At 43.2% G+C, this 26,595-nt stretch carries 24 protein-coding genes and 1 pseudogene; 24 read left to right on the top strand and 1 reads right to left on the bottom strand.

The features are described from left to right. Nucleotides 1-11: 11 nt before the first annotated feature. Nucleotides 12-506 carry a tetratricopeptide repeat protein gene (locus L7D49_RS02050; RefSeq protein ID WP_238079163.1) on the bottom strand — a complete coding sequence of 165 codons (495 nt, stop codon included), beginning with the start codon at nt 504-506 and terminating at the stop codon, nt 12-14. A gap of 199 nt (nt 507-705) precedes the next feature. Between L7D49_RS02050 and metG the strand changes: the two genes are divergently transcribed. The 24 genes and pseudogenes from metG (at nt 706) to L7D49_RS01925 (ending at nt 26,163) form a co-directional block, all read left to right on the top strand. Continuing rightward, the gene (gene metG / locus L7D49_RS02045; protein WP_238079162.1) at nt 706-2,664 is read left to right on the top strand and encodes a methionine--tRNA ligase; all 1,959 of its coding nucleotides are present in this window, start codon (nt 706-708) and stop codon (nt 2,662-2,664) included. Nucleotides 2,665-2,793: 129 nt separating this feature from the next. Next, nucleotides 2,794-3,564, top strand: coding sequence for a TatD family hydrolase (locus L7D49_RS02040; protein WP_238079161.1), 771 nt, complete (start codon nt 2,794-2,796; stop codon nt 3,562-3,564). A gap of 158 nt (nt 3,565-3,722) precedes the next feature. Continuing rightward, nucleotides 3,723-4,946, top strand: a complete 1,224-nt coding sequence (locus L7D49_RS02035; RefSeq protein WP_238079160.1) for a ubiquitin-like domain-containing protein — start codon at nt 3,723-3,725, stop codon at nt 4,944-4,946. A 251-nt stretch (nt 4,947-5,197) separates the two neighbouring features. Next, nucleotides 5,198-5,752 carry a ribonuclease M5 gene (rnmV, locus tag L7D49_RS02030; protein WP_238079159.1) on the top strand — a complete coding sequence of 185 codons (555 nt, stop codon included), beginning with the start codon at nt 5,198-5,200 and terminating at the stop codon, nt 5,750-5,752. Next, nucleotides 5,749-6,636: a 16S rRNA (adenine(1518)-N(6)/adenine(1519)-N(6))-dimethyltransferase RsmA gene (gene rsmA / locus L7D49_RS02025; protein WP_238079158.1), complete on the top strand. Its 888-nt coding sequence runs from the start codon at nt 5,749-5,751 to the stop codon at nt 6,634-6,636. Before rnmV ends, rsmA begins: the two co-directional genes overlap by 4 nt. 145 nt (nt 6,637-6,781) lie before the next feature. Further along, nucleotides 6,782-7,048, top strand: a complete 267-nt coding sequence (veg, locus tag L7D49_RS02020; protein ID WP_238079157.1) for a biofilm formation stimulator Veg — start codon at nt 6,782-6,784, stop codon at nt 7,046-7,048. Nucleotides 7,049-7,244: 196 nt separating this feature from the next. After that, on the top strand, nt 7,245-7,418 hold the full coding sequence (locus tag L7D49_RS02015) for a small, acid-soluble spore protein, alpha/beta type (RefSeq protein WP_184212132.1): 174 nt from the start codon (nt 7,245-7,247) through the stop codon (nt 7,416-7,418). Nucleotides 7,419-7,597: 179 nt separating this feature from the next. Further along, on the top strand, nt 7,598-8,464 hold the full coding sequence (gene ispE, locus L7D49_RS02010; RefSeq protein WP_238079156.1) for a 4-(cytidine 5'-diphospho)-2-C-methyl-D-erythritol kinase: 867 nt from the start codon (nt 7,598-7,600) through the stop codon (nt 8,462-8,464). 55 nt (nt 8,465-8,519) lie between these two features. After that, the gene (gene purR / locus L7D49_RS02005) at nt 8,520-9,353 is read left to right on the top strand and encodes a pur operon repressor (RefSeq protein WP_238079155.1); all 834 of its coding nucleotides are present in this window, start codon (nt 8,520-8,522) and stop codon (nt 9,351-9,353) included. Continuing rightward, entirely contained in the window at nt 9,350-9,721 is a 372-nt protein-coding gene (locus L7D49_RS02000; RefSeq protein WP_238079154.1) for a RidA family protein, read from the top strand. Before purR ends, L7D49_RS02000 begins: the two co-directional genes overlap by 4 nt. A 582-nt stretch (nt 9,722-10,303) precedes the next feature. Next, nucleotides 10,304-11,514, top strand: a pseudogene (locus tag L7D49_RS01990) (IS3 family transposase). A gap of 469 nt (nt 11,515-11,983) precedes the next feature. Further along, on the top strand, nt 11,984-12,268 hold the full coding sequence (spoVG, locus tag L7D49_RS01985) for a septation regulator SpoVG (RefSeq protein WP_207959675.1): 285 nt from the start codon (nt 11,984-11,986) through the stop codon (nt 12,266-12,268). 230 nt (nt 12,269-12,498) lie between these two features. Continuing rightward, entirely contained in the window at nt 12,499-13,875 is a 1,377-nt protein-coding gene (gene glmU, locus L7D49_RS01980; RefSeq protein WP_238079152.1) for a bifunctional UDP-N-acetylglucosamine diphosphorylase/glucosamine-1-phosphate N-acetyltransferase GlmU, read from the top strand. Nucleotides 13,876-13,885: 10 nt separating this feature from the next. Continuing rightward, nucleotides 13,886-14,845 carry a ribose-phosphate diphosphokinase gene (locus tag L7D49_RS01975; protein WP_238079151.1) on the top strand — a complete coding sequence of 320 codons (960 nt, stop codon included), beginning with the start codon at nt 13,886-13,888 and terminating at the stop codon, nt 14,843-14,845. Nucleotides 14,846-14,955: 110 nt separating this feature from the next. Further along, nucleotides 14,956-15,576, top strand: coding sequence for a 50S ribosomal protein L25/general stress protein Ctc (locus L7D49_RS01970; protein WP_238079150.1), 621 nt, complete (start codon nt 14,956-14,958; stop codon nt 15,574-15,576). Between the two features lie 137 nt (nt 15,577-15,713). Next, nucleotides 15,714-16,277 (top strand): aminoacyl-tRNA hydrolase, encoded by a 564-nt coding sequence (gene pth / locus L7D49_RS01965; protein WP_238079149.1) that lies wholly within the window; start codon nt 15,714-15,716, stop codon nt 16,275-16,277. A 53-nt stretch (nt 16,278-16,330) separates the two neighbouring features. Beyond that, a complete protein-coding gene (locus L7D49_RS01960; protein ID WP_238079148.1) occupies nt 16,331-16,564 on the top strand; it encodes an anti-sigma-F factor Fin in 234 nt (77 codons plus the stop codon). Between the two features lie 193 nt (nt 16,565-16,757). Beyond that, nucleotides 16,758-20,294 carry a transcription-repair coupling factor gene (gene mfd, locus L7D49_RS01955; RefSeq protein WP_238079147.1) on the top strand — a complete coding sequence of 1,179 codons (3,537 nt, stop codon included), beginning with the start codon at nt 16,758-16,760 and terminating at the stop codon, nt 20,292-20,294. A gap of 88 nt (nt 20,295-20,382) precedes the next feature. Continuing rightward, nucleotides 20,383-20,919 carry a stage V sporulation protein T gene (spoVT, locus tag L7D49_RS01950; RefSeq protein ID WP_238079146.1) on the top strand — a complete coding sequence of 179 codons (537 nt, stop codon included), beginning with the start codon at nt 20,383-20,385 and terminating at the stop codon, nt 20,917-20,919. 1,251 nt (nt 20,920-22,170) lie between these two features. After that, a complete protein-coding gene (locus L7D49_RS01945) occupies nt 22,171-22,908 on the top strand; it encodes a hypothetical protein (RefSeq protein WP_238079145.1) in 738 nt (245 codons plus the stop codon). 82 nt (nt 22,909-22,990) lie between these two features. Further along, nucleotides 22,991-23,713, top strand: a complete 723-nt coding sequence (locus L7D49_RS01940) for a hypothetical protein (protein WP_238079144.1) — start codon at nt 22,991-22,993, stop codon at nt 23,711-23,713. A 15-nt stretch (nt 23,714-23,728) separates the two neighbouring features. Further along, complete coding sequence (locus L7D49_RS01935) at nt 23,729-24,454, top strand: hypothetical protein (protein WP_238079143.1); 726 nt, start codon at nt 23,729-23,731, stop codon at nt 24,452-24,454. 291 nt (nt 24,455-24,745) lie between these two features. Then, the gene (locus tag L7D49_RS01930; protein WP_238079142.1) at nt 24,746-26,029 is read left to right on the top strand and encodes a helix-turn-helix domain-containing protein; all 1,284 of its coding nucleotides are present in this window, start codon (nt 24,746-24,748) and stop codon (nt 26,027-26,029) included. Beyond that, nucleotides 26,026-26,163 (top strand): hypothetical protein, encoded by a 138-nt coding sequence (locus tag L7D49_RS01925; protein WP_238079141.1) that lies wholly within the window; start codon nt 26,026-26,028, stop codon nt 26,161-26,163. The genes L7D49_RS01930 and L7D49_RS01925 overlap by 4 nt, the downstream gene beginning before the upstream one ends. The last annotated feature ends 432 nt before the right edge of the window (nt 26,164-26,595 follow it).

The raw sequence follows: 26,595 nt of genomic DNA, 5'->3' as shown, positions 1-26,595 counted from the left end.
AGACGGGGAACTCATGCCCACGTTTCGTCCAGCCTATCCGAATAGAATGAAATCGCTCTTTTGTAATTCTGGATTTCTTCATCGGATGAAGTATCGGCAATACATTTCAGCAGGAATTCCATCGCTTTCTTGTGTTCATTGACATTGTACAAAGTCATTGCAAAGAATACACGGAGGGCTTGATGGGAGGGGAATCGTTCTATCGCTTCCTGAAAAACGTCTTTCGATCTTTCATACTCCCCGAGGGATCGTAATGTGCTACCAAACCCTAAAAAAGCGTTCACCAAATCAGATTCCTCCAGCCCTCCTTGAATGGCCTTCTCGTAATAGGGCACCGCTTTTGACTCTTCTCCTAAACAATCAAAACTCCAGGCACATTGATAGTTGTAATACGCATTCTCGGGATGCAACTGAACCAATTCCAGCAAAAGCTCATTCGACTCTTTTAGATTTTTTTCATTTCTAAGTTCGATCGCTTTTTGCAATCGACTCTCTTCACTGTTCATTTTAACCTCCTCCCATTTGTCGGAAAAGTTATAATATTCCCCTTTATCATACCTTTGCGGCCCGTATTAATCAAAATAATTTTTTGCACATAGCTCAGAGAAATCCTCTATTTAATAAAACTCCAACTGTCGTCATGGCACAAATGTTGAACTTCCGATAAAATGGGTAGTATAGATTGAAATACTGGAGGAAATTGTTGTGGCAGATAATAAAAATACTTTCTATATTACCACCCCGATCTACTATCCGAGTGGAAAGTTCCATATCGGAACAGCGTATACGACGGTGGCATCCGATGCGATGGCACGATACAAAAGACTTCGTGGCTATGATGTCCGATTCCTGACGGGCTTGGATGAACACGGCCAAAAAATTCAGGAGAAGGCGGAAGAAGAGGGATTAGCTCCTCAAACGTATGTGGATGGCATTGCGGATATCGCGAAGAAGCTTTGGAAGCTCATGGATATCTCCTATGACGATTTGATCCGCACGACAGAGGAACGCCATAAATCTGCAGTCGAGAAGATTTTCCAAAAGTTCCTCGATAACGGTGATATTTACAAAGGCGAGTACGAAGGATGGAAATGCGTTCCTTGCGAATCATACTTCACTGAGGCACAGCTAGTCGAGGGCAACTGCCCGGATTGTAATCGGCCTGTTCAACGCGTCAAAGAGGAATCGTATTTCTTTAATATGAAGAAATATGCGGACCGGCTGCTTCAATATTATGAAGAAAACCCGACATTTATTGAGCCGGAATCACGAAAAAATGAAATGATCAACAATTTCATTAAACCAGGGTTAGAGGATCTTTCGGTCTCCCGTATGTCATTCGACTGGGGCATTAAAGTGCCTGGCGACCCGAAACATGTGATTTACGTCTGGGTGGATGCCTTGACGAACTATATTACGGCGCTTGGGTACGGAACGGATGACGATTCACTGTTCCAGAAGTATTGGCCGGCGGATGTACATGTGGTCGGTAAGGATATTGTCCGGTTCCATACGATTTATTGGCCGATCTTCTTGATGGCTCTTGATTTGCCATTACCGAAGAAAGTATTCGCCCACGGATTCATCATGATGAAAGATGGAAAAATGTCGAAATCCAAAGGAAACGTTGTCTACCCAGAAATGCTGGTGGAACGATTCGGCTTGGATGCGACGCGCTACTTCTTATTAAGAGAGCTGCCATTTGGACAAGATGGCACATTCTCACCTGAATCGTTTGTGGAACGCACGAACTATGATTTGGCAAATGACCTCGGGAACTTGTTAAATCGTACCGTATCCATGATTAATAAATACTTCAACGGAGCAGTTCCGACGGAAGGATTAGAAGATACAGGATTTGACGAAGAATTACGGAATTTCATGACAGAAACTGTGAAGAAATATGAAATTTCGATGGAAAAAATGCAGTTCAGTGTCGTCCTTTCGGATTTATGGGCACTTATTTCCCGGACGAATAAGTATATAGATGAAACAACGCCGTGGGTACTCGCGAAGGAAGAGGCTGACAGAGGGAAACTGGCTTCAGCGATGGCTCATCTCGTCGTCTCATTACGCCATATTGCGACGTTGCTCCAGCCATTCATGACAAAATCTCCTATTCAGATCATGGAACAGCTTGGATTGAATGAAGAATTATTGGCATGGGAAACACTTGGTGATTTTAGCTTGCCAGCAGGAACAAAAGTTGTTGAAAAAGGTGTGCCGATCTTCCCGCGTCTTGATCCAGAAGTGGAAATTGTATACATTCGGGATCAAATGTCCGTTTCTGCACCAAAGCAGGTAGAGGTCAAAGAAGAAAAGAAAGAGGAAACATCCTCTGAAGAAATCACAATTGATGATTTCATGAAAGTGGACTTGCGTGTTGCAACTGTCACTGCATGTGAGCGGATTCCGAAGGCGGATAAATTATTGAAATTGCAAGTGGATCTGGGGTACGAGCAGCGTCAAGTAGTTTCCGGCATCGCGGAGCATTATGAACCAGAGCAATTGGTCGGACAAAAGGTCATTGTCGTTGCCAATCTGAAACCAGTCAAATTGCGCGGCGAGTTATCACAAGGAATGATCTTGGCGGGTCAATCGGGCGGCACATTGAAGCTGGCAACAGTCGATCCACAATTGGAAAATGGCGCTAAAGTGAAGTAAGACAATGAAAATGTAACAATGACGGCGTTTTGTTAAACGCCGTCTTCATTTTTTAATTGTTCTGTAATTTATTTGTTACGATAGAAATATAACTTTTTAATAGAATAAAGCTATTGTGAGGCGAAAAATATGTTTATTGATACCCATGTACACTTAAATGCGGATCAGTACGAGGAAGATTTGGAAGCAGTGATTCAACGGGCATTGGATGCCAACGTGACAAAAATGGTAGTCATCGGCTTTGATCGAAAAACGATTGAAAAAGCGATGGAGCTGACAGAGGCTTATCCATTTATTTACGCAGTGGTCGGCTGGCACCCGGTCGATGCGATTGATTGCACGGAAGAAGATTTGCAGTGGATTGAATCCCTTGCCAAGCACCCAAAGGTAGTGGGCATCGGAGAAATCGGGCTCGATTATCATTGGGACAAGTCGCCGAAGGATGTGCAGCAGGAATTATTCCGCAAGCAGATTCATCTGGCGAAAAAAGTGGAATTGCCGATCATTATACATAATCGGGATGCCACGGCGGATGTTGTACAGATTTTGAAAGAAGAGGGAGCCCATGAAGTGGGTGGCATCATGCATTGTTTCAGCGGAAGCGTGGAAACGGCCAGAGAATGCATTGACATGAATTTCATGATCTCACTCGGAGGCCCGGTCACATTTAAAAATGCGAAAACACCTAAGCAGGTGGCGACGGAAATTCCTCTTGAACATTTGTTGATTGAGACGGATGCACCTTATCTGGCACCCCATCCAAATCGGGGGAAACGCAATGAACCTGCATATGTGACGTTGGTGGCGGAGGAAATTGCACACCTGAAAAATATGCCAGTGGAAGAAGTGGCAGAGGCGACTACCCGGAATGCTTTGAAGTTATTTAATATTTCTGATTGAAAGTTTAATGTGCATGTGTTTAAGTGCTAAATTTCTAGGATTGCAGCGAGCGAACGCGATCATTTGTTCTTGTTTTTGAGTGATAGAAAGTTCTAAGAGGTTGACAGCCCAGATTATAGCCTTTATAATTTGCCGAGTGATGAAGGAGGGGTTTTTTCATGCCAAAAGGAAACATGAAAAATCTGTTCTTTAGGTCATTGAGGAGTCAACAAATAGCTGCGACCATTCTAGCAATCGCATTATTTGTGACAGTTATTTCACTAGTCCTGAACGAAGGGGCAAAGAAATCCGTCACGCTGCAAGCGAACGGAGAGCAAATCGAAGTTAAAACACATGCACATACAGTTGGCCATCTACTTTCCGAACAGGAAATTGATGTGTCAGAGAAAGATTTAGTAGTACCCTCAGTGAATACACCGATTGAAGAAGGTTTGTCAATCAGGTGGGAACAGGCAAAGAAAATTACAATAGATGACGGTAAAAACAAAACAGCCGTCTGGACAACCGATCGACAAGTTGACGACATTTTAGCGGAAGCGAAAGTCGACGTTTCAGAACACGACAAGATTTCTCCAGCACTCTCACAACGAGTGGGAGACGATAACAAAATCTCAATCGAACGGGCATTTACAGTTACGTTGAATGACGGGGGAAAAGAGAAGGAAGTATGGTCAACTTCGACTACGGTCGCTGACTTTTTAAAGAGAGAAAACATTCAAATGAATGAACATGATAAGCTCAATCGGAAAGCGGATGGTTTGGTTAAACCGGGTTCCATTGTGGAAATCGTTCGAGTGGAAAAGGTCACCGATGTAGTGGAAGAACCAACGAACTTCACAGTCGTTACACAAAAGGATTCCAAATTGCTAAAAGGACGCGAAAAAGTAGTCCACCCAGGCAAGAAAGGAAAAGTGGAGCGGAAGTTCGAAATCGTCAAGGAAAATGGGAAAGAAGTGTCAAGAAAGCTAGTTGCTGAAACGGTACTTTCCAAACCACAGGATAAAGTGGTCTCGGTTGGTACACGAGTGCTTGTGGCGAGTGCCGGCCCATCGAAGGGAGTCGGGGTTTCCCGTAATAACGGCTCTTCAGGCGGCAAGGAATTTTACGTCACTGCGACTGCCTATACGGCGTATTGTAATGGGTGCACAGGAAAAACGGCGACAGGTCTCGATTTACGGGCCAATCCGAATCTAAAGGTCATTGCAGTTGATCCAAGCGTCATTCCACTCGGTTCAAAAGTATGGGTGGAAGGCTATGGATATGCCGTAGCAGGTGATACTGGCGGTGCCATTAAAGGCAATCGCATCGACTTGCATGTGCCGACTAAATCGGATGCCTATAATTTTGGAAGACGTAAAGTGAAAATCAAGGTAATTGATTAAGTAAGTTCAACGTATTCAGTACACAAAGGTCAACCAACCTGAGTCTTATGAATAGATGTTTCCGCAGGGCTTCTTACAGGCCCTGCGGTTTTTCCGTTCAGTAAAGTGGATTAGATTGTTATAAGCAGCAGGGGATAGAATGAAGCAGAACCCGGCCTATTTCTAGGTACCGGATGCTTGTCTATAATGCTGTACAGAATGAATTTTGAGAAGTAAGATGAAATGAAATCAAGTAGGAAAGAGGATGTTGTGTGAACATCAGAGAAATTATCGTGGTGGAAGGAAAATCCGACACGATTGCGGTTAACCGAGCAACTGGTGCGGAGACGATTGAGACCAATGGATCCGCTGTCAGTGAAACGACTCTCTTGCAAATCCAACATGCGCAAGAAACAAGGGGAGTCATCGTCTTTACCGATCCGGATTATCCAGGCAGACGGATTCGTGCGATTATCGAAGAGCGAGTGCCAGGTGTGAAGCACGCGTTTCTGCATAAAAAGAAATCGATTGCAAAAAACGGAAAAAAAGTAGGCATAGAGCATGCTGCCGATGACGATATCCGGGAAGCGCTGCAGCAAGTGTATACAACCGACACGGAGTGCAACACAGAGATTCCGTTGTCATTTTTATATGAGGAGCGGTTGATTGGCCATCCAGATGCCAAACAGCGTCGAGAGCGATTAGCTACATTGTTGAATATAGGCCAGGTGAATGGCAAAGGTTTAAAGAAGAGGCTTGAAATGTTCCGGATTGAAGTGGAACAAGTGAAGCGGGCTTTAGAGGCTATAGAGGAGGGACAAGGATGAAAGATATCGCTACACCCAATCGAACGAAAGAAATTTTGGAGACGTATGGGTTTTCATTTAAAAAAAGTTTGGGTCAGAACTTCCTGATCGACGTTAATATTTTGAAGAATATCGTGTATCATGCCGGACTGACAAAACGGACGGGTGTGATCGAAGTCGGACCGGGTATCGGCGCCCTCACCGAACAAATTGCAAGAGAAGCAGGACAAGTCGTGTCATTTGAAATTGATGGGCGTCTGCTTCCTGTGCTGGAGGATACGCTATCGCCTTATCCGAATGTAAAGATCATCCACCAGGACATTCTGGAGGCCGACTTGAACGCTGTAATGGAACAATATTTTACAGACGTGGACGAAGTAGTGGTCGTCGCTAACCTTCCCTATTATGTAACAACGCCAATTATTTTAAAGTTCCTCATGAGCAAGGTGCCAATTGAGCGGCTTGTTATCATGATGCAAAAAGAAGTAGCCGATCGGATCACGGCTTCTCCTGGAACGAAAGCATATGGTTCATTGTCCATTGCCATTCAATATTACATGGATGCTGAAGTCGCTATGATTGTGCCAAAAACCGTGTTCATGCCACAGCCGAACGTAGAGTCTGCTGTGATTCGTTTATCGAGAAAGACGGAAGCGCCTGTCGAGGTAATTGATGAGGACTTCCTATTCGAGGTGTCCAGAGGTTCCTTTGTGCAAAGGAGAAAGACGATTTTAAATAACTTGCAATCGTCACTTCCAAGCGGCAAGGAGAAGAAGGATGCGATATTGGATGCATTCGAGAAAGTGGGAATCGATCCGGGCCGAAGGGGAGAGACGCTGACGATCGAAGAGTTTGGCCGATTGGCGAACGCCCTTTATCCTGATTTCCATAGACCTCAGAAGTGACAAATTTGGTACGTCGAAATGTCAAAAGTGTCGAAAAAAGCGAAAAAACGATTGACAAAAGTAAGCATCTACTGATAAAATTCTAATTTTAATTGACAGAACTTTTTAAAAGTGTTATGCTTATACACAGTGAGGTGTAAGCGACGTGCCAAAAACATTAGCGGACATTAAGAAGTCATTGGATGCTCACTTAGGAAAACGTTTGTATGTAAGAGCAAACGGCGGCCGGAAGAAGACGATTGAACGGGCCGGAGTCCTTCGAGAGACGTATCGGGCAGTTTTTGTAGTGGAACTGGACCAGGACGAAAATTCTTTTGAAAGGGTGTCTTACAGCTACGCGGATATTTTGACCGAAGCGGTCGAAATAACAGTTCTAGCAGACGGTGACGCAACTGCGTTTGTCGTCAAATAATTCGTTTTGCCATCATGGTTTGATTTATTTTTTTTCATCTCATTTTGCCTCGTCCTCCTATTTGGGAGGATGAGCGCGGAATGTTTTTAAAGATTACGTTTGGACATCTATTTCCTTTTATCTATAGAAGGAATAGGTGTTTTTTTATGGTTTGGACTCATACTACGGTTGTCAGTCGCAAAGGAGGAAAACCCGAATGGCGAGAAAACGAGTAATGTCTGAGCGCTTGAAGGAAGAAATTGCGAAAGAACTTGGATTTTACGATGTTGTCCAGCGAGAAGGTTGGGGAGGAATCAAATCACGCGACGCAGGAAATATGGTGAAGCGAGCGATTGAAATGGCGGAACAAGGCATGGCCCAAAAGAAATAACCGCTAAACACCTTTCAACTCATAAACGACTGACACGGGAAGGGCTGCGAGGAAGAGAAATCTGTTCCAAGCAGCCCTTTTCCATCCCATATGCCGTTTTGCAAATGAAAGTACCGCAAACGGCTTGGCCTATGGTAAAATAGGGAACAATGAGTAGCGGAATGAATGGAGGGAGCTGGATGTTATATGAAAAAGCACCGGCCAAAATTAACCTGACGCTTGATGTGCTGTATAAACGTCCAGACGGGTACCACGAGGTCGAAATGATCATGACCACTGTGGATCTGGCGGATCGCGTCTGGCTCAAGCCAACAGACGATGGGAAAATTACAATTAAAGCATCAGAACGATTCGTGCCGAGCGATCGGAAAAACTTGGCCTACCAAGCCGCAGATCTGCTTCGGAAAGAGTATGGCATACATAAAGGTGTCGAAATCACGCTCGACAAAAATATCCCCGTTGCGGCTGGCCTGGCAGGCGGAAGTTCCGATGCAGCGGCTGCGCTTCGAGGGCTGAACCGTCTTTGGGATTTACAGCTCAGCGCGGACAAGCTTGCTGAACTGGGCGCCCGCATCGGTTCGGATGTGTCGTTTTGTGTCTACGGCGGGACTGCATTGGCTACAGGACGCGGAGAAAAGATTCAGCATCTGGCGGCACCGCCGAATTGTTGGGTCATTTTAGCGAAGCCATCCATTTCAGTCTCAACTGCGGACATTTATCGCAATTTGGATCTCTCATCTATTCAACATCCAGATACAAAACAGATGATGGATGCTTTGGCTTCGAACGATTATCAGCAGATGTGCCGTTCACTTGGCAATGTACTGGAGCCGGTTACAATGAAACTGTATCCTCAGGTGGTTGTCTTGAAAGAAAAAATGGAGCAGTTCGGCGCAGATGCGGTGTTAATGAGCGGAAGCGGCCCTACGGTGTTTGGCCTGGTCAAGCACGAATCCCGGGTCTCGCGTATTTATAATGGATTAAAGGGCTTTTGCACCGAAGTGCATGCGGTCCGAATGACAGGGGAACGGTTCCCTCTTGTATAAAGACGTACATTTGTGTTAAATTGCAAGTAAATATTCGGTTTTAGGGGGTGTTCTTATGAAATGGAAAAGAAGTGAGAGGTTGGTTGATATGACACGCCACCTTTTGGAAAATCCCCATTTATTAATTCCTCTTACGTACTTTTCAGACCGGTATCAGGCGGCGAAATCCTCGATCAGTGAAGACTTGACGATCGTGAAGCAAACCTTTGAAGAAAACGGAACAGGCAAATTGGTTACGGTTTCAGGTGCTGCCGGCGGTGTTAAATATATCCCGAAAGTGACGGAATCAGAAGTCAGGGAAGTGATGGCCATGTTAAAGGAAAACTTGGGCCGATCTGATCGTCTTCTTCCAGGCGGCTATTTGTACATGACCGATTTTCTCGGCAATCCGAGAATGATGGACCGCATTGGCAAGGTATTCGCCTCCGCTTTCGCCGAAACGGAAATTGATGTGATCATGACCGTGGCGACGAAAGGCATTTCCATCGCGCATGCCATTGCGCGCCATTTGAATGTGCCTGTCGTTGTCGTCCGCCGGGATAGCAAAGTGACCGAGGGATCTACCGTCAGCATTAATTACGTGTCAGGCTCTACACGGAGAATTCAAACAATGGTATTATCGAAAAGAAGTATGCAAAGCGGACAGCGTGTCCTTCTCACAGATGACTTCATGAAAGCGGGCGGAACGATGGCCGGCATGAAGAATCTGCTCGAGGAGTTCGGTTGCGAGCTTGCCGGAATCGCAGTATTAGTGGAAGCGGAACATACCGAGGAAGTGCTCGTCCAAGACTTCTTGTCGTTGGTCAAACTGAAAGCGGTGAATGAGAAAGACCGCACCATCGAACTGCAGGAAGGCAACTATTTTAAGAAGGGTGGAACGATGTCATGAATTATGTAGCGACAAAAGATGCACCACAAGCGATTGGACCTTATGCACAAGCGGTCAAAGCAAACGGATTTGTGTACACATCCGGCCAGCTTCCAATGACGCCAGACGGTCAACTGCTAGAAGGAACCATTCAAGAACAGACACACCAAGTTTTCGCCAACTTGAAAGCTGTTCTAGAAGAGGCTGGCACAAGCCTTGATAAAGTCATCAAAGCAACTGTCTTCATTAAAGACATGAACCAGTTTGCGGCATTGAACGAAGTATACGCTGAACACTTTGGCTCCCACACACCTGCTCGCTCCACAGTGGAAGTGGCAAGACTGCCAAAAGATGCAGCGGTTGAGATTGAAGTCATCGCGGTAATCTAATGATCGATCAGGAAGAGAACACAGTTGTGTATCTCTTCCTGATTTTTTTGTGTGAATTTTTCCTGGTGGAAATTTGATGAAGCACTTGATGAACACCTCTGCATATAGTAGCTGGTGGTGGCTTCGTTTGATGAACCGTTTGAAAATTAAAACGACCGCTCGATTCTTCCCGCTAACCGCTCGTATAATCGCGGTACCTCTCGTATATTAAATTTACCTCTCGTATATCGCTGTAACCGCTCGTTTACCCGTTGAAGTGCTCGAATAAAGGCGGAGACCGCTCGTATATCCGGTCGAACCGCTCGTAAGTAGGAGCTGGTAGCCCGGTTGATATACTGCTCGAAAAATTAATACGACCGCTCGATTCTTCTTGCTAACCACTCGTATAATCGGGGTACCTCTCGTATATTTAGTTTACCGCTCGTATATCGCTGTGACCGCTCGTATATCTGTTGAAGTGCTCGAATAAAGGCGGAGACCGCTCGTATATCCGGTCGAACTGAAGGTAGTATAAAAAGTGGACACGGTTCTGTGAGTGTGTTTCGATTGAGACACGAATAAAACGGACGGAGTTGTGCCTAAATGAGTAAACGAATTGACGATGCGTTGAAGGAGCATTTAGTTAAACTTGTAGTGGAAGAAGGAAAGAAACAGACAGAGGTTTCTCGGGAAATGGGAGTCGGTGTTAGCACCTTGGGAAGATGGGTAAGCGACTACCGGAAAAAGCGACTGGCAGAACAGAACGGCAAGGAATACCTCACGCCGACTGAGCAGATGAAACGGCAGCGGGCGTTAGAGAAGGAAATCCGGGAACTGCAGGAGGAGAATGAGATTTTAAAAAAGGCCATGCACATCTTCTCCAAAAACCCGAAGTAATCTATGCGTTTATCGAGATACATTCGGAGAAATACCGCGTGAATAAGATGTGCAAAGTGCTTGGTGTGTCTAAAAGCGGTTACTACAAATGGCTTGGCAGAAAGAAAAGCGACACGCAACTCAAAAAGGAGAAGGCACAAGCCCAGATCAAACGGATCTTCTATGCGAAAAGAAAAGTCTATGGAAGTCCACGAATCAAGAAAGAACTGGAGAAAGTAGGCATGGTTTTATCGGAGAAGACTGTCGCGAACTACATGCACGAGCTTGGACTATCTGCGACAGTCCCGTTCAAATACACCGTGACGACCCAATCCAATCACGAACATCCTATCTATCCCAATCTGTTAGATCGGGAGTTTCACGCGGAGGCGCCCAACCGAGTGTGGGTCGTGGATATTACCTACATTTGGACAAGCGAAGGTTGGCTGTACTTAGCGACCGTCATGGACCTATTCTCCCGTAAAATCATTGGCTTTAATCTGGCTACCACCTTAAGCAAGGAGCTGCCGCTCTTGGCATTAAAACGGGCCTTTCAGTTTCGCTCGCCAGAAAAGGGATTGATCCATCACTCAGACCAAGGGTCACAATATGCATCCCATGACTATATTGCCCTCCTCATGGAGAAGCAGTGTAAAATTAGCATGAGCCGCAAGGGCGACTGTTATGACAACGCATGTATCGAATCTTTTCACGCGACCATTAAGAAAGAGCTAATCTATCGTAGGGGTTTCAAAACGAAGAAAGAAGCGGGAAAAGTGGTGCTAGAGTATATTATCTCCTTTTACAATGAGCAGCGAAGCCATTCGACATTGGCATACCAAACGCCCAATGAATTTGAGAGGTTGTACGAGGAGTCACGGAAGAAAAAAGGGCAAGAACCACTCGCAACTTTCATGGAAGAGCAGTTGTCACTTTAACTGCTCTTCCATGAAAGTACACCAAGCGAAGCGCGGTAGGCATTTGAAAAAGAACCGCTCACGAAAACGTGTCCACGAACTTGACAGAAGTCCAGAACCGCTCGTATCATGCTGAAAGACCGTTTGAATCTCTCGGTGAATCGCTTGCTTCTATAACACATTCAAATATTAATTCCTCCCTAGAACTGTGATATCCTGTCGCAACCCTTGAATGGATAGCAGCTTAGTGCCCCCTGGGAAGGCGAAGCAGCACTGTAAGGGAATTCGGATTTGATTTAAACGTAAAGCCTGAATCATAGAGGTTTTTCTCCATTTGTCTTTGCTGCTTTTTACAAACTTTATACAACTCAATCCCAACAGATAACCACTTTTCAAAATCGTGTAAATATTTTAGAACAAAAGAAGGGTTCTCATTGCTTTTGTAGAATATAGAAAGTGAAACGCATTTGAAAAGGGAGTGGGGTAAAAAATGGAAGTTACAGATGTGAGATTACGCAAGGTAGATACGGATGGCAGAATGAGAGCGATCGCTTCCATCACATTGGATAGCGAGTTTGTCATCCACGATATCCGGGTCATTGAGGGGAATGACGGATTGTTTGTGGCCATGCCAAGCAAACGGACGCCGGAAGGGGAATTCCGCGATGTGGCTCATCCAATTAATTCGGGGGCGCGTACAAAAATACAAGACGCAGTGCTGGAAGCGTACCATCAGGTAGCAGAGCGCGGCGTACTGGAAGAAGCGGGCGCGTAACCCTGAATCACAATTTCATAAGACTCCAAAAGACCAACGCGACAGATAGAGTTGGTCTTTTATTTTGTGTATGAGAGTGAGGAATACATGGATGGAAAGGTAGATTATACATAGAAAAAAACAAGTAAATAATACTAAAAGAAAAAGAAGCTGTTGTCAAGAGGGGATAGTTGATAAAATGCTGAAACTCATATATAGTCAATAATGAAATTATGGATGGAGGACAGCACATGACGAATACATATGCCATCGTCCTTGCTGCAGGACAAGGTACGCGGATGAAGTCCGATCTATATAAAGTAATGCATCCTGTCTGTGGGAAACCGATGGTCGAGCACGTAGTCGACCATATTAAAGGTCTTGGCGCCGATAAGATCGTTACGATTGTCGGACACGGGGCTGAAAAAGTGCAGGACTTGCTCGGGGAATCCTGTTCTTATGCATTTCAGGAGGAACAGCTCGGGACAGCCCATGCGGTGAAACAGGCAGAAGAGTTACTCGGTGGTTTGGAAGGTACGACGATTGTGGTTTGCGGCGATACCCCGCTGATCAAATCGGAAACAATGGAAGCGCTCGTCGCCCATCATCGCGAAACGGGTGCGAAGGCGACCATCTTAACAGCCATCGCAGAAGATCCGACTGGGTACGGACGGATTATCCGGGATGCAAACGGAAATGTCATCCGTAATGTCGAGCACAAGGACGCCAGCCAAGAGGAGCAACAAGTCAAGGAAATCAACACGGGTACGTATTGCTTCGACAATAAAGCCCTTTTTGCCTCTTTGAAAAAAGTGAAAAACGACAATGCCCAAGGCGAATATTATCTTCCAGATGTTATCGGCATCTTGCAATCAGAGCAGGAGACGATCGCTGCTTATGTAACAGATGATTTCAGCGAAACAATCGGTGTCAATGATCGGGTGGTGCTCGCGCAGGCGGAAGCGGCCATGCGGAAGCGCATTGCGGAGAAACATATGCGCAATGGAGTGACGATCATTAATCCGGAGCAAACCTACATCAGTGTGGATGCTGAAATTGGCCGCGATACAATCTTGCAGCCAGGCGTCATGATTGAAGGACGTACGATTATCGGTGAGAGATGTACAATCGGTCCAAACAGCCATATAGACAATAGCATAATCGGCAATGAAACAACGATTCATTCGTCAGTCGTGCGAGATAGCAAAATCGGTTCCCATACAACAGTCGGGCCGTTTGCTCATATCCGTCCGGATTCCAATCTCAGCGACAATGTTAAAATTGGCAATTTCGTCGAAGTGAAAAAATCGATACTCGGTGAAGGCAGTAAAGTATCCCACTTAAGTTATATCGGCGATGCGCAAGTTGGTTCCCATGTAAATGTTGGCTGCGGGTCGATCACAGTCAATTACGATGGAAAAAACAAATTCCAAACGATAATTGAAGACGATGCTTTCATCGGCTGCAATTCCAATTTGGTTGCACCCGTTACCATTGGAAAAGGCTCATTTATCGCGGCTGGATCGACGATTACAAAAAATGTACCAGAATCTTCACTTGCAATTGCACGCACTCGACAGGAGAATAAAGAAGGCTACATCTCTAAATTAAATCTTAAAAAACCATAGGGGGACCATGATGGCTAATCATTATCCTAATGATAAACTCAAAATCTTTTCGTTAAATTCCAACCAAGCGCTTGCGCAACAGGTAGCGGATGAAATCGGGCGTCCGCTCGGTAAATGTTCTGTAAAACGATTCAGCGACGGTGAAATTCAAATCAATATTGAAGAGAGCATCCGGGGATGTGATGTATTCGTAATCCAATCTACATCCAATCCTGTAAACGATAATCTCATGGAACTTCTCATCATGATCGATGCGCTTCGACGTGCATCTGCTCGGACAATTAATGTCGTTATGCCTTACTACGGCTACGCACGCCAAGATCGAAAAGCTCGTTCCCGCGAACCGATCACGGCTAAGCTAGTTGCGAACATTTTGGAAACGGCAGGTGCGAACCGTGTGATCGGTCTCGATCTACACGCACCACAAATCCAAGGTTTCTTCGATATTCCAATCGATCACCTTGTCGCAGAACCGATTTTAACAGAGTACTTCAAGAGCAAAGGGTTGGAAGGAGATGATCTTGTCATCGTATCTCCTGACCATGGTGGAGTGACACGTGCCCGCAAAATGGCGGACCGCATGAAAGCACCAATTGCGATTATTGACAAACGCCGTCCGCGTCCAAACGTGGCGGAAGTCATGAACATCGTCGGTAAAGTAAGAGGGAAAACGGCTATCCTGATCGATGATATTATCGATACAGCTGGTACAATTACGATTGCTGCCAACGCGATTATCGAGAGTGGAGCGAAGGAAGTGTATGCTTGCTGTACACACCCTGTCCTATCCGGTCCTGCAATTGAACGGATCGACAATTCACAAATCAAAGAATTGGTTGTTACCAATTCGATCGACTTGCCTGAATCTAAAAAATCACCTAAGATCAAACAATTATCGATTGCGAAGCTGCTTGGAGATGCAATTATCCGGGTGTTCGAAGAGAAATCGGTCAGCACATTGTTTGAATAAAAGTCCTTATCCGCAAAGTTAAGGGAAATGTTATGTTTCTGTTTAATGTCGTCTGATGTTGGGTATTTCAATAGTTAGAAAACTTTTTTTCAGGAAAGGTGACTACGCATATGAGTACAGCAATACAGTCGAAATTAAGAGAAGTTAAACCAAAGTCTACATTAACCAAGCTTCGAAAAGATGGGTTCATCCCTTCCGTGGTATATGGATACCAAATCGAATCCATGCCAATCGCAGTGAAAGAAAGAGATTTGATGAGCACATTGCGTGAGGTCGGCCGAAATGGCGTACTGAAAATAAACGTTGATGGAAAAGACCTGAATGTCGTATTGGGGGATTATCAGGAAGATGCGCTGAAAGGCGAGATCTATCATGCCGACTTCCTCGCCATCAATATGACAGAGGAATTGGAAGTCAACGTGACGGTACACCTTGTGGGAGAGTCGCCTGGCGAAAAAGAGGGCGGCGTCCTGCAACAGCCGATCCGGGAAGTAACCATCAAAGTAAAACCGTCCGACATTCCGGAATCATTTGATGTTGATATCTCGAACCTGCAAATCGGTGAGTCGATTACAGTTAAAGAGATCCGGGAGTCGTCCAATTTTGAACTTCTCAACGACGATGAAGAAGCGCTTGTCGTCATCTCGGCTCCACGCGCTGAGACGGATGAGGATGCAGATGATTCGGAAGAAGCAGCTGCACCTGTAGAAGAAGTGAACGACGCGGAATAAAGAACTGAACAGGCATTGAATCCTTTCATGCTTCCCAGTTCCAAGGAATAAACAGAAAAGCTATAAGGCGTACGGTTGTTGCCGTGCGCCTCTTTTCTGCATTATGAGTTTGAAACGAGCTATAGGAGAGAACGTTTATGAAAATGATTGTGGGGCTCGGGAATCCGGGTAAACAATATGAACATACCCGGCACAATATCGGATTTCTCGTAATTGATGAATTGGCCCGCCGGTGGGATGCTCCTCCGGCCCAATCGAAATTTAACGGGGCCTTTTCGGTGATCCACCGTCCTGAAGGCAAGGTCATTCTGGTAAAACCGTTGACCTATATGAATCTTTCGGGTGAATGTGTAGGCCCGTTAATGGATTACTATGGCGTGGATGACGATGAAATTGTCGTATTATACGATGATCTCGATCTGGTGCCAGGAAAACTCCGGCTCCGCCAAAAGGGAAGTGCAGGCGGCCATAACGGCATGAAATCGTTGATTGCCCATATGGGGACAGATCAGTTCAATCGGATCCGCATCGGCATCGGACGTCCTACAGGCGGCATGAAGGTGCCAGACTATGTACTATCCAATTTTGGCAAAGAGGAAATACCGGTCATGGAAGAAATGATCAAGAAAAGTGCAGACGCTTGCGAGGCCTGGCTCAAAGCGCCTTTCTTGGAAGTCATGAATGATTACAACGGATCCTAAGGAATAAACCCATGTGTTTCCGCCTATACTTTCATAAAAAGGGGCGGATCATCATGATGGTCGTACGATATACATGTAAGCATTGCAATACGGAAATTGGAAGTATTCCGTTCGATTCAGCAAGAGATGTTATTCGGCAGCTTCAAGAAAACGATGAGAAAGAGAAGGAACGATTTCTCGATACCGATGATAAAGGCTCGATGACGGTCCGTTGCATTTGTGAGCAATGCGAGCAATCACTGCGGATGTTCCCGGACTTATATCATCTTGAAAATTGGAAACAGTGACGATCTGCTTTGGCGTAGCATTACGCACAAAGCTTTTTGCACTTTACTACGAAGGAGGAGCTTGCCGTCTGTGCAAGCCCTCTTCCAAATGTTTAATTAGATTTATGAAAATGAAACCAAAGACTCGATGATGAGGTTATTATATAAAAAAGCGAACCTGATGCCTGAAACCGCGTAGAAAGGAAATGGATGAGTGGAAACACTAATAAAATTGCTTTTACAAGAAAAAGAGATTGCTAATGTGATGGAGGAGCTGAAGGGTGGACAGGACCGTCAATTGATCACGGGTCTTTCGGGTGGAGCAAAACCGCTGTTCTTCCATGCGCTCCAACGCTCCATCGATCAACCGATCATGATTGTAACCCCCAATATGCTTCAAGCGCAGCGTGCATATGATGATCTTGTGAAAATGGCCGAAGATCCATCCCTTGTCCATCTATATCCTGCGGAGGAGCTGATCGCAGCCGATTTTTCAGTATCAAGCTATGAATTGAGAGCATTGCGGATTGATACACTCGATCATATGGCAAGGGTCGGGAAGGGCATTTACATTACTCCGCTGGCCGGCATGAAAAAGCTCCTGCCTGCAAAGGAGAAGTGGAAATCCGCCACCCTCACGGCCCAAGTAGGTGACAGCATTCAAATCGAGGACTGGCTGAATCAGCTCGTTCTTATGGGATACTCGAGACAGGATATGGTAACAACGCCGGGCGATTTTGCATTGCGTGGCGGTATTTTTGATATTTATCCCCTGACGGAGGATGATCCGATCCGAATTGAGTTATTTGATACGGATATTGATTCCATCCGTACGTTCTCGGCAGAAGATCAAAGGTCGACCGGCAAATTGGACACGGTAACGATTTTGCCAGCGACAGAGTTTGTCTGGAGCCGCCTCGATCTCATGCAAGTCGCTGAGCATTTGGAAGTCGCACTCAGTACCAGCTTGAAGCGGATGAAGAATGATGAGGCGAAAGAGGCCCTGACAGCTTATATAACCCAAGACATCGGGTTATTACGGGACGGCATGGTGCCGGAAGGTATGATGAAATACATTTCATTCTCCGAAGAGCCGCCATCGTTTCTCGGTGATTATTTTCCATCGAATGGCCTCGTGCTGCTTGATGAAATCGGCAGAATCCATGAAGTCGCCACATCTCTGGAAGCAGAAGAGAAAGAATGGTTCCTTTCCTTGCTGGAGGAAGGCAAGATTGTCCATGACGCCAAAATCACCTTCTCCTTCGAAGAGGTGCAAGGCATGCTGGAACAAAAAAGGGCGTATTTCTCCCTGTTCACAAGAGCAGTTCCGGGCATTACGTTAAAGAAAACCGTTTCGTTTTCCTGTAAGCCCATGCAGGAATTCCACGGGCAAATGAACGTGCTGAAGCATGAGATGGAACGCTGGAAGCAAGGGAATTTCGACGTCTTTGTCGTTGCGGACGGCGATGAAAGAATGAAGAAAGTGCAAGGTATATTGCAAGACTACGAGATAAGCGGAACCGTAAACGGCACGCCGACGGGCAAGGGGAATGTCATCATTGTCGATGGCGATCTGTCTGCCGGATTTGAGCTGCCGTTCCAGCGTCTAGCCGTCATTACAGATGCCGAGTTGTTCAAAGGAAAGGCCAAGCGGAAAACACGTGCGAAGAAGATGACGAATGCCGAGCGGATCAAGAGCTACTCGGAAATCAAACCCGGTGACTATATCGTCCATGTCCACCACGGAATCGGAAAGTATTATGGTGTAGTGACGCTTGAAGTGAACGGTGTCCATAAAGATTATTTGGATATTCGATATCGAGCCGAGGATAAGCTGTTTGTCCCGGCAGATCAAATTGATTTGATCCAAAAATATGTGGCATCGGGTGAAAAAGAGCCGAAACTGCATAAACTAGGCGGAGCAGAATGGAAGAAGACCAAATCAAAGGTTTCCGCGGCCGTTAAAGATATTGCAGATGATCTGATCAAACTGTATGCCAAGCGTGAATCGGAAAAAGGATATGCTTTTTCTCCTGATGATGATCTGCAACGTTCTTTTGAAAATGCATTCCCATATGATGAGACAGAAGATCAGCTCCGTTCGATCACCGAAGTGAAGCAGGACATGGAGCGGGAGCGGCCGATGGACCGGCTGCTTTGCGGGGATGTCGGATATGGAAAAACCGAAGTTGCGATACGTGCGGCATTCAAAGCAGTCGCGGACGGTAAACAGGTGGCCTTCCTCGTACCGACGACCATCTTGGCCCAGCAGCATTATGAAACAATGAAGGAACGGTTCTCCGGCTTCCCTGTCGAGGTCTCCTTATTAAATCGGTTCCGTTCTAAGAAAGAGCAGACAGAAACATTGAAGGGCTTGAAAGCGGGTACGGTTGACGTTGTCGTCGGTACACATCGTCTTCTCTCGAAGGATGTTATTTATAAAGATCTAGGGCTTTTAATTGTCGATGAAGAGCAGCGGTTCGGCGTGACGCATAAAGAGAAGATCAAGCAGTTGAAAACGAATGTGGACGTGTTGACGTTAACAGCGACGCCAATTCCGCGGACATTGCATATGTCCATGCTCGGAGTCCGGGACTTGTCCGTCATTGAAACACCGCCGGCAAACCGTTTTCCTGTACAAACGTATGTGATGGAACATAATTTTGGACTGGTCAAAGAAGCGATTGAACGCGAGCTAGGACGTGGTGGCCAAGTATTTTACCTATACAATCGCGTGGAAGACATGACGAAAAAAGTGGAAGAGATTAAACAGCTCGTGCCAGAGGCGAGAGTGGCGTTTGCCCATGGGCAAATGTCAGAATCGACGCTGGAGGCTGTCATCCTAAGCTTCTTGGAAGGCGAATACGATGTCCTCGTAACGACCACAATAATCGAAACGGGCATTGATATCCCAAATGTGAACACATTAATCGTTCATGATGCCGATCGTATGGGCTTGTCCCAGCTGTATCAGCTGCGCGGGCGTGTCGGCCGTTCCAACCGGGTGGCGTATGGTTATTTCTTGTATCAACGGGATAAGGTGCTCACAGAAGTGGCGGAAAACCGTTTGCAGGCAATCAAGGAGTTCACAGAATTAGGATCTGGTTTTAAGATCGCGATGCGTGACTTATCCATTCGCGGTGCGGGGAACTTGCTCGGTGCACAACAACATGGATTTATCGACTCGGTCGGTTTTGATTTGTACTCTCAAATGCTCCAAGATGCCATTGAGGAGAAACAAACAGGCATATCGAAGGCGGATATCATCGACGTTGAAATTTCATTACCGATCAATGCCTACTTACCTGACACATATATTAAAGACGGCTTCCAAAAGATTCAAATGTACAAACGAGTGAAAGCGATCGAATCCGAAGAGGATTATGCGGAGTTGTTCGATGAAATGACGGACCGCTTTGGCGATCTGCCGCTAGAGGCCGATTTGTTGCTGCGAGTGGGCCGCATTAAAGCGTGGGGCCGCCACGCGGGAGTCGAATCCATTAAGAAACAACGAAATGTCATCGAAATCCGCCTATCCAAAGAAGGAACCGAAAATATGGACGGCGCAAAAATTGTGGCAGACACGATGAAATTTGGCCGGGCTGTCGGTTTTACTATGGAGGACGGCCAGCTCATTCTAACTGTGGATGACCGCCATACCGGTAAAATGACGGAATTTGATGTACTGGAACAAGTGATGGAACTGCTGAGCCAATCGATAAAAGAAAAAGCAGAAGTCGATGCCGGCTAAAGGGTCTATTGCATAAAATGTCCATCCATGATGCATACTAAGTCCGAACGGAAGACGGTTATCAATTTTGGAAAGTGAGGCATCATGGATGAAAGCAACAGGTATCGTGCGTAGAATTGACGATTTAGGCAGGGTCGTAATCCCGAAGGAAATCAGAAGAACGCTACGCATCCGCGAAGGAGATCCGCTAGAAATTTTCACAGATCGGGATGGGGAAGTCATCTTAAAGAAGTATTCCCCGATATCCGAATTAGGGCAGTTTGCAAAAGAGTATGCGGAAACGTTATACGAGACACTTGGCACCCCGGCCCTTATCAGCGATCGGGACGAAATGATCGCCGTATCCGGAGTATCGAAAAAAGACTATTTGAACCGCCAGCTATCACCAGACGTTGAGGATGTTTTGGCAGGCCGCACGATGGTGATGGAAAAGATGGAGAAATCCGTCGAATGGGTTCCTGGACAAGTCGAGCAGGTGAAATCGTATTGCATCATGCCAATCGTGGCAGGCGGCGATACAATCGGCGCCGTCTATTTGCTCTCCAAAGTCCATTTCCTCGGCGATGCAGAACAAAAAGCTGCCGAAACGGCCGCCCATTTCCTTGCGAAGCAAATGGAGCAATAAAAAACAGCCTACAAGTACCGGAAGTGACGGTGCGTGTGGGCTGTTTTCAATGAGAGGGACTTGATACTTTCACATTATGGTTCTTTAAAAATCTGCGAACAGCACGAATTAACTTTGTTCGCATTAACATGCGGTTTTGCGTTTCTTTTGTCATCGTTAAATCTAAATAAAGTTGTCCATAGCGTGTATCTATATTGCTTAATCTATGCAATTTATTGATGTGCACAATTGGATATTTACAATTGAGTCCGGAGTAACTTCTATAGGGCAAACTTTTGAGATAATGGAATCACATTGAACAAGCTACAAAAGAAAACTTCCTTTTATTCCTTTTCACTAATTCAAATCGTGTTTTATATGTTCACTTGTCGTTTTCTTGGTGTCAGAATTTATTGGAGAATAAGTGAAATCCAGAGAGTTTGTTATTAAACACAAGATCTTGCGAGTAAGGTTGTAATGGTTCAGTAATTTCGGTATCATTTAGAATATCAAAGTATTTGAAAAACAAAAAGCGGAGGTGAATATTTTGCAATGGTTTATATTTTCATTCATAAGCTTGTTTCTTATACCTGTTTTAGCTATTGTTTTTTGTCTTAATCTTGTAGCACTATTAAAGAATATTAGAAATGACCAATCCACAACTAGGAATACTTTGTGGTTGACTATTTCATTTACATTAATCGCTTGGAGCATTTCTGTTTCAACAGTTTTGAGTACTTATTGAAGCATACTTTCAAAGCATCACACCAATTTTTTCGATTATCTAGGTATATATTTGCCTCGTCTTGTTCGAATCAAAACCAAATCCTACAAGACGGGGATGCTAATGATCTGCCCTAATCAAGCTATTAATTATGCATTCAAAAAAATTACTGTATAGAGTTCTTTTTCTACATATCCTTTAATCTTTCCCACTACGCTCAATGTAGCTCTCCGTTATTAGCCTCTTCTTTACTATTATCTCTTCTAGGTTACTTAAGGCAAATGCCTCCCTACTATACCTTTGAGTGGAAAGATAGCCCATCCCTCCCTTCTGTAAATATTGCGGAATAAAAATGATTAATTAATACAACGATTACTTAGTAGTGTTATTTCAGCACGAAACAATATCCTTTTGTTTATCCCTCAATAATAGACAATTTTCGACATAGAAAAGTAAATAAAAAAATAATAATTACAAAAGATACTGAATTGACACTATTTTTAGGTGTGGTAGTATTAGGTTACTAAAAAAGGAAGGGGAAGATTTCTTTGAACAAATTAACGAAATATGTCGCATTACCTACGTTAGCTATCTCTCTGTTCTTTGGGCAACATACTAGTATTTATGCTGCTGAAAATGAAAAAAAAGCAGAATTAGAACAAAAACAAAAAGAGAATAGTATCTCTTATTTAGAAATCCAAAACTCATTAAGTCAGTATGGAGTACAACAGAAGGTGCAGGTTGAATTACTAAGCAAACTTGAAAAAGGTGAACTATGGGATTCGATGAAAGAAGATTCAATACCCGTGGAAGAAGAGACCGTTGAAACTACTACAGGAACTAAAACAATTAGAAAGTTCGAAGATGGTTCTATTTTAATCACAGGTATTCTCGCTGTTGAATCTGACCCTTCGTCGTACAAACCACTTGGAAAGTATGATGGTGTCACGCCAGGTACTATAATTAAGGGGTCAGGCTATGTTAGTTATAAAGATGCCGTAGTCTATTATGACGACCTTGTAACGTATATTGCATTTAATGCTAATTTTACAATACTTCAAGGCGCAATGGACTTTATAGACAGAGTATGGGAGCCTAAATTTAAAAGTAAGGTAGGAAGCGCTACGAATATATCTGTAGGTATAATTCAAGCAAAAGAAACACTAGATGATCCGGCAGAAGCTAAAATGGATTTAACTATAAATTGGTATAATGGAGGAGTAGGAGCAGTTACTTATTTGAAGCTGTTAGTTGGTAAGGATACATTTAGACCCTATCCAGGTTAAAAGCGGATAACTGCTTTGATGCGACTAATAAAAAGACCTTATTAACTCGAATAAAATTATTGTACAAAAGGAGTGAAATATCTTGAGGAAAAAGTTAATAAACATGCTTATATCAACACTGACTTTATTATTGCTGGTGGTAGGTATTGATTATAAAACAGCGTATGCTACTGAGTTGCAACCAAATGTTACCTATCTTACTGAAGAAGATGTAAGGGAGACCTTTACTCGCTATGGGGTATCTAAAGAAAATCAGGATGCATTGCTAAAAAAGTATTTCAATGGTGAGATGTGGGATTCTTTTAAAAAAGGGGTAGAACCGATATCTATCCATGAATTACAGACAGATGAAGGTCTCTTAGAAATTAAAACTTTTCCAGATGGATCTGTTATTGCTTCATCTAAGCTACCTGAAATTACAGATGAAGATCATCCTTTCGGTATAAATAAAAAAGGCTTCGATAATGGAACTATTATCAGAGGAAGCGGATATGTTACCTATAAAAATGCAAGGGTTTTTTATGATACTGTTGCAGCTAAAGCTGAATTTTACGTTACTTTCACCCTTGTACAAAATGGAAATGATTTCATTAGTGCTGTTGGGGATGAGGATATATTCAGATTCGGAGCTAAGATTAGTGACATAAAGTTATCGATAGAACAAGCGACTGAAACTCTAGATTATCCTGCAAAAGCTCAATTATATTGGATTTCAAAATTGAATATCATTGGAAGTGGACAAACTTGTTATCTATGGATTACTGTTGGCAATGATCGATTTGATGTCTATGCCGATATTAATTAAAAAAGGAGAATTCAAATGAAGAAAATAATTTTCTATATAACCACCTTCGGATTGGCTCTAGCAATATCATTCGGTAGTATAAATACTTTCGCTTACGCTAATAGCGCAACAAATTCATCCTTTACTTTGCCAAATGAAATAACAGAGCAGGATGTTAGAGATTTTTTAAATAAATATGGAGTTACTGAAGAAGTCCAAGACATCTTATTAGAGAAACACTATAACGAGCAACCATGGGATTCTTTCGCCGGAGGGGTTGAGCCAGTAAAAAGTTATGAGCTGAAAACTGACAAAGGGATAGAGATGGTATCCGTTTATCCAGATGGTTCTGTGAGTAGTACGTTCATAGCACCAAATATTAGTGTTCAAGGGTGGGAAGGGTGGCCTAACCTACCGATAGGTGGTAATATTTATCCTGATACTATACTTCGCGGCAGCGGCTATATTAGTTATAGAGATGCAGATGTTTTTTATAATGCTGGGGTATACGCTGTATTTTTTAAAGCAAATTTTACAATCACTCAAAATGGAAATGATTTCATCGACAGGGTACGGGATGGAGCAGCTATTGCTTTAGGTACTGTCCCGAAAATCAATAAGTTGGAAATAGTCCAACCTCGCGAAACGCTTGATGGACCAGCACAAGCAAAGTTAAGTTTTTCAATTTATACAGGTAGTAGCTCCACTAGTTGGATAAAGCTTTTGGTCGGTAACGATACCGCAAGAGTAATTAGTGAATGATTGATTTAGATGAGATAATTCATCTATAGCATAGAATTGGAAGGAGCAATCATGGAAATTGTGATTGCTCCTTTGTACGCTTGGCGGTTCCACTCTCTAGTCTCTGACGTATCGGAAAGATGAGAAAATGAGCTCAAGTAATAATGGATTTTTAAATTTTGAACTCAACAAACTGTTTGCAAATTGTATTTATTTGGTTATACTAAATAAGAATTAATAATTTATTTTATATATTCAATTTTATATATATTTAACAGAATATATCCTGATAGTTGTGTTTTAGTTTAGGAGGTGATATTTATAAATCTAGGCAAAAGAATAAAAAATATAAGAGAAAGTAAAGGTTTATCCCAAGAAGCTGTATTCAAGGGTATAGTTTCCAATTCTCATTACAGTAATATAGAAACCGGACGGTATAAAGCTGCTACAGAAACACTTAAATTAATCGCAGCTAGACTTGGGGTACCTAAAGATTATTTAACATCCACTAACCTTGATTGTTGTGAAATTCAAAGTCTTTTGGATGAATTTGAGGTACTTGTTGGAATTGGTAATATTAAAGATACCAAATTATTTCTTAAATTGAATAAGGAAAAGTTGGAATATATTCAGTCTTTGAAACAGGAAGCCTATTATAAACTCCTATATTTTTTACATCTCCTTAATACAAATAAATACAATGAGGCATTGGACTTATTCGTGAAATATCCAATGGAAGATATTCAATCTATGTTTGATGTAAAACAAAAAAGAATATATCTTTATGCCAATGGCTTGTATTACTACCTGAACTCTTCACATAAGCGTAGCATAGCCTTTTTTAAAGAACTATTAATAATTAGCGATGATACATCCATTTATAAACCTAAAGTATTGTACAACATTGCTATGTCACTATATTTCACTTACAAATTCTCTGAATCAATTGATTATGCTAAAGAGTCTAAACTCCAATATCTAAAACTACACGAGTGGGAAAAGGTGGGTGATTGTTACAATCTTTTAGTGGTCTTAAATAGGGAGATCAAAAATTACTCTTTAGCAAAAACTTATTTAGAAAAAGGATTTAATATTGCTAAACCAGATTCCTTTGAACTAAAAGCAAAGCTATTTCATAATGCTTCTCTTCTTTATTTTGACGAGCAACGCTATATGAAAGCTTTAGAGAAAGTTGATAAATCTCTAAATATTAAGAAAGAAAATTTTCTCCCTGGAACTTTTGTTTCATTGAAATTGAAACTAAATATATTATTAAATATTGATGATTTATCCTTAATCAACAAAACCTTTAAAATAGCTTACGACTTCATTGACACCGAAATCCAAGAGGGGCAATACTTATATATCAAAGCAAAGAAACACTATTTCGATGGTGAACTAGATATATACGAATCCAATATACAAAAAGTAATTAAAATCCTGCTAAGAGAGAAAAGTTGGAAAGAATTAAGAACTGCAGCTGAACATTATTCACTGTTCTTAGAGAAAAAAAAGAAATACAAAAAATCATTGGAAATACTAAAAATATCTCATTTTGCAATGGAAAATATGTTTGAGGGGGAAGATTTTTTATGAAAAAAAATAGAGTATCTATCATTTTATTTGTTTTTGCTTGCTTATTATTTACTTCAGTAGTGAGTGCTGATGAAGGAGATGTCGGTAGGCCGCATGACAAGAATAATGAAGCTGAACTCCAAGAAATAGAGTAAACCATTTTCATTCAAAGTTTACCCGCTCCTGCGTAATAATGTAGAGAGTGGGTCCTTTGTTAAAGAGAGTGGGATTTTGGTACCGTTTTAATTTAAGATAAATTCAAATTTAGCTTAAATTAGATCTGTATAAATTTGCACCGCCACCTTTATAATGTAGGGATAACTCGCTAGTCACTCTATTAAGCCAATCATCAACATACCTATAGCCCTTCAACATATTAAGGTCCGTGATTGCTCCTTCCCACCTACAGTAGCTCTCTGGAAATAATAATTCAAAATTACTCTTCTCCATATGCTAGAATATTCTATTAATTATGTTACCTTAGCTTAATAAAATGATTAAATCAATGTCTGACTCAAGTGAGGTTTAATCCTTTTTGCCTTTCTTTAGCAAGGCTAAAATATTCGGCCCACCACCTAACTGTCTGT

Origin of the sequence: Sporosarcina cyprini, assembly GCF_022048975.1 — a bacterium.
In the GTDB taxonomy this organism is placed as follows: domain Bacteria; phylum Bacillota; class Bacilli; order Bacillales_A; family Planococcaceae; genus Sporosarcina; species Sporosarcina cyprini.
This window is presented reverse-complemented; position numbering and strand designations above follow the sequence as displayed.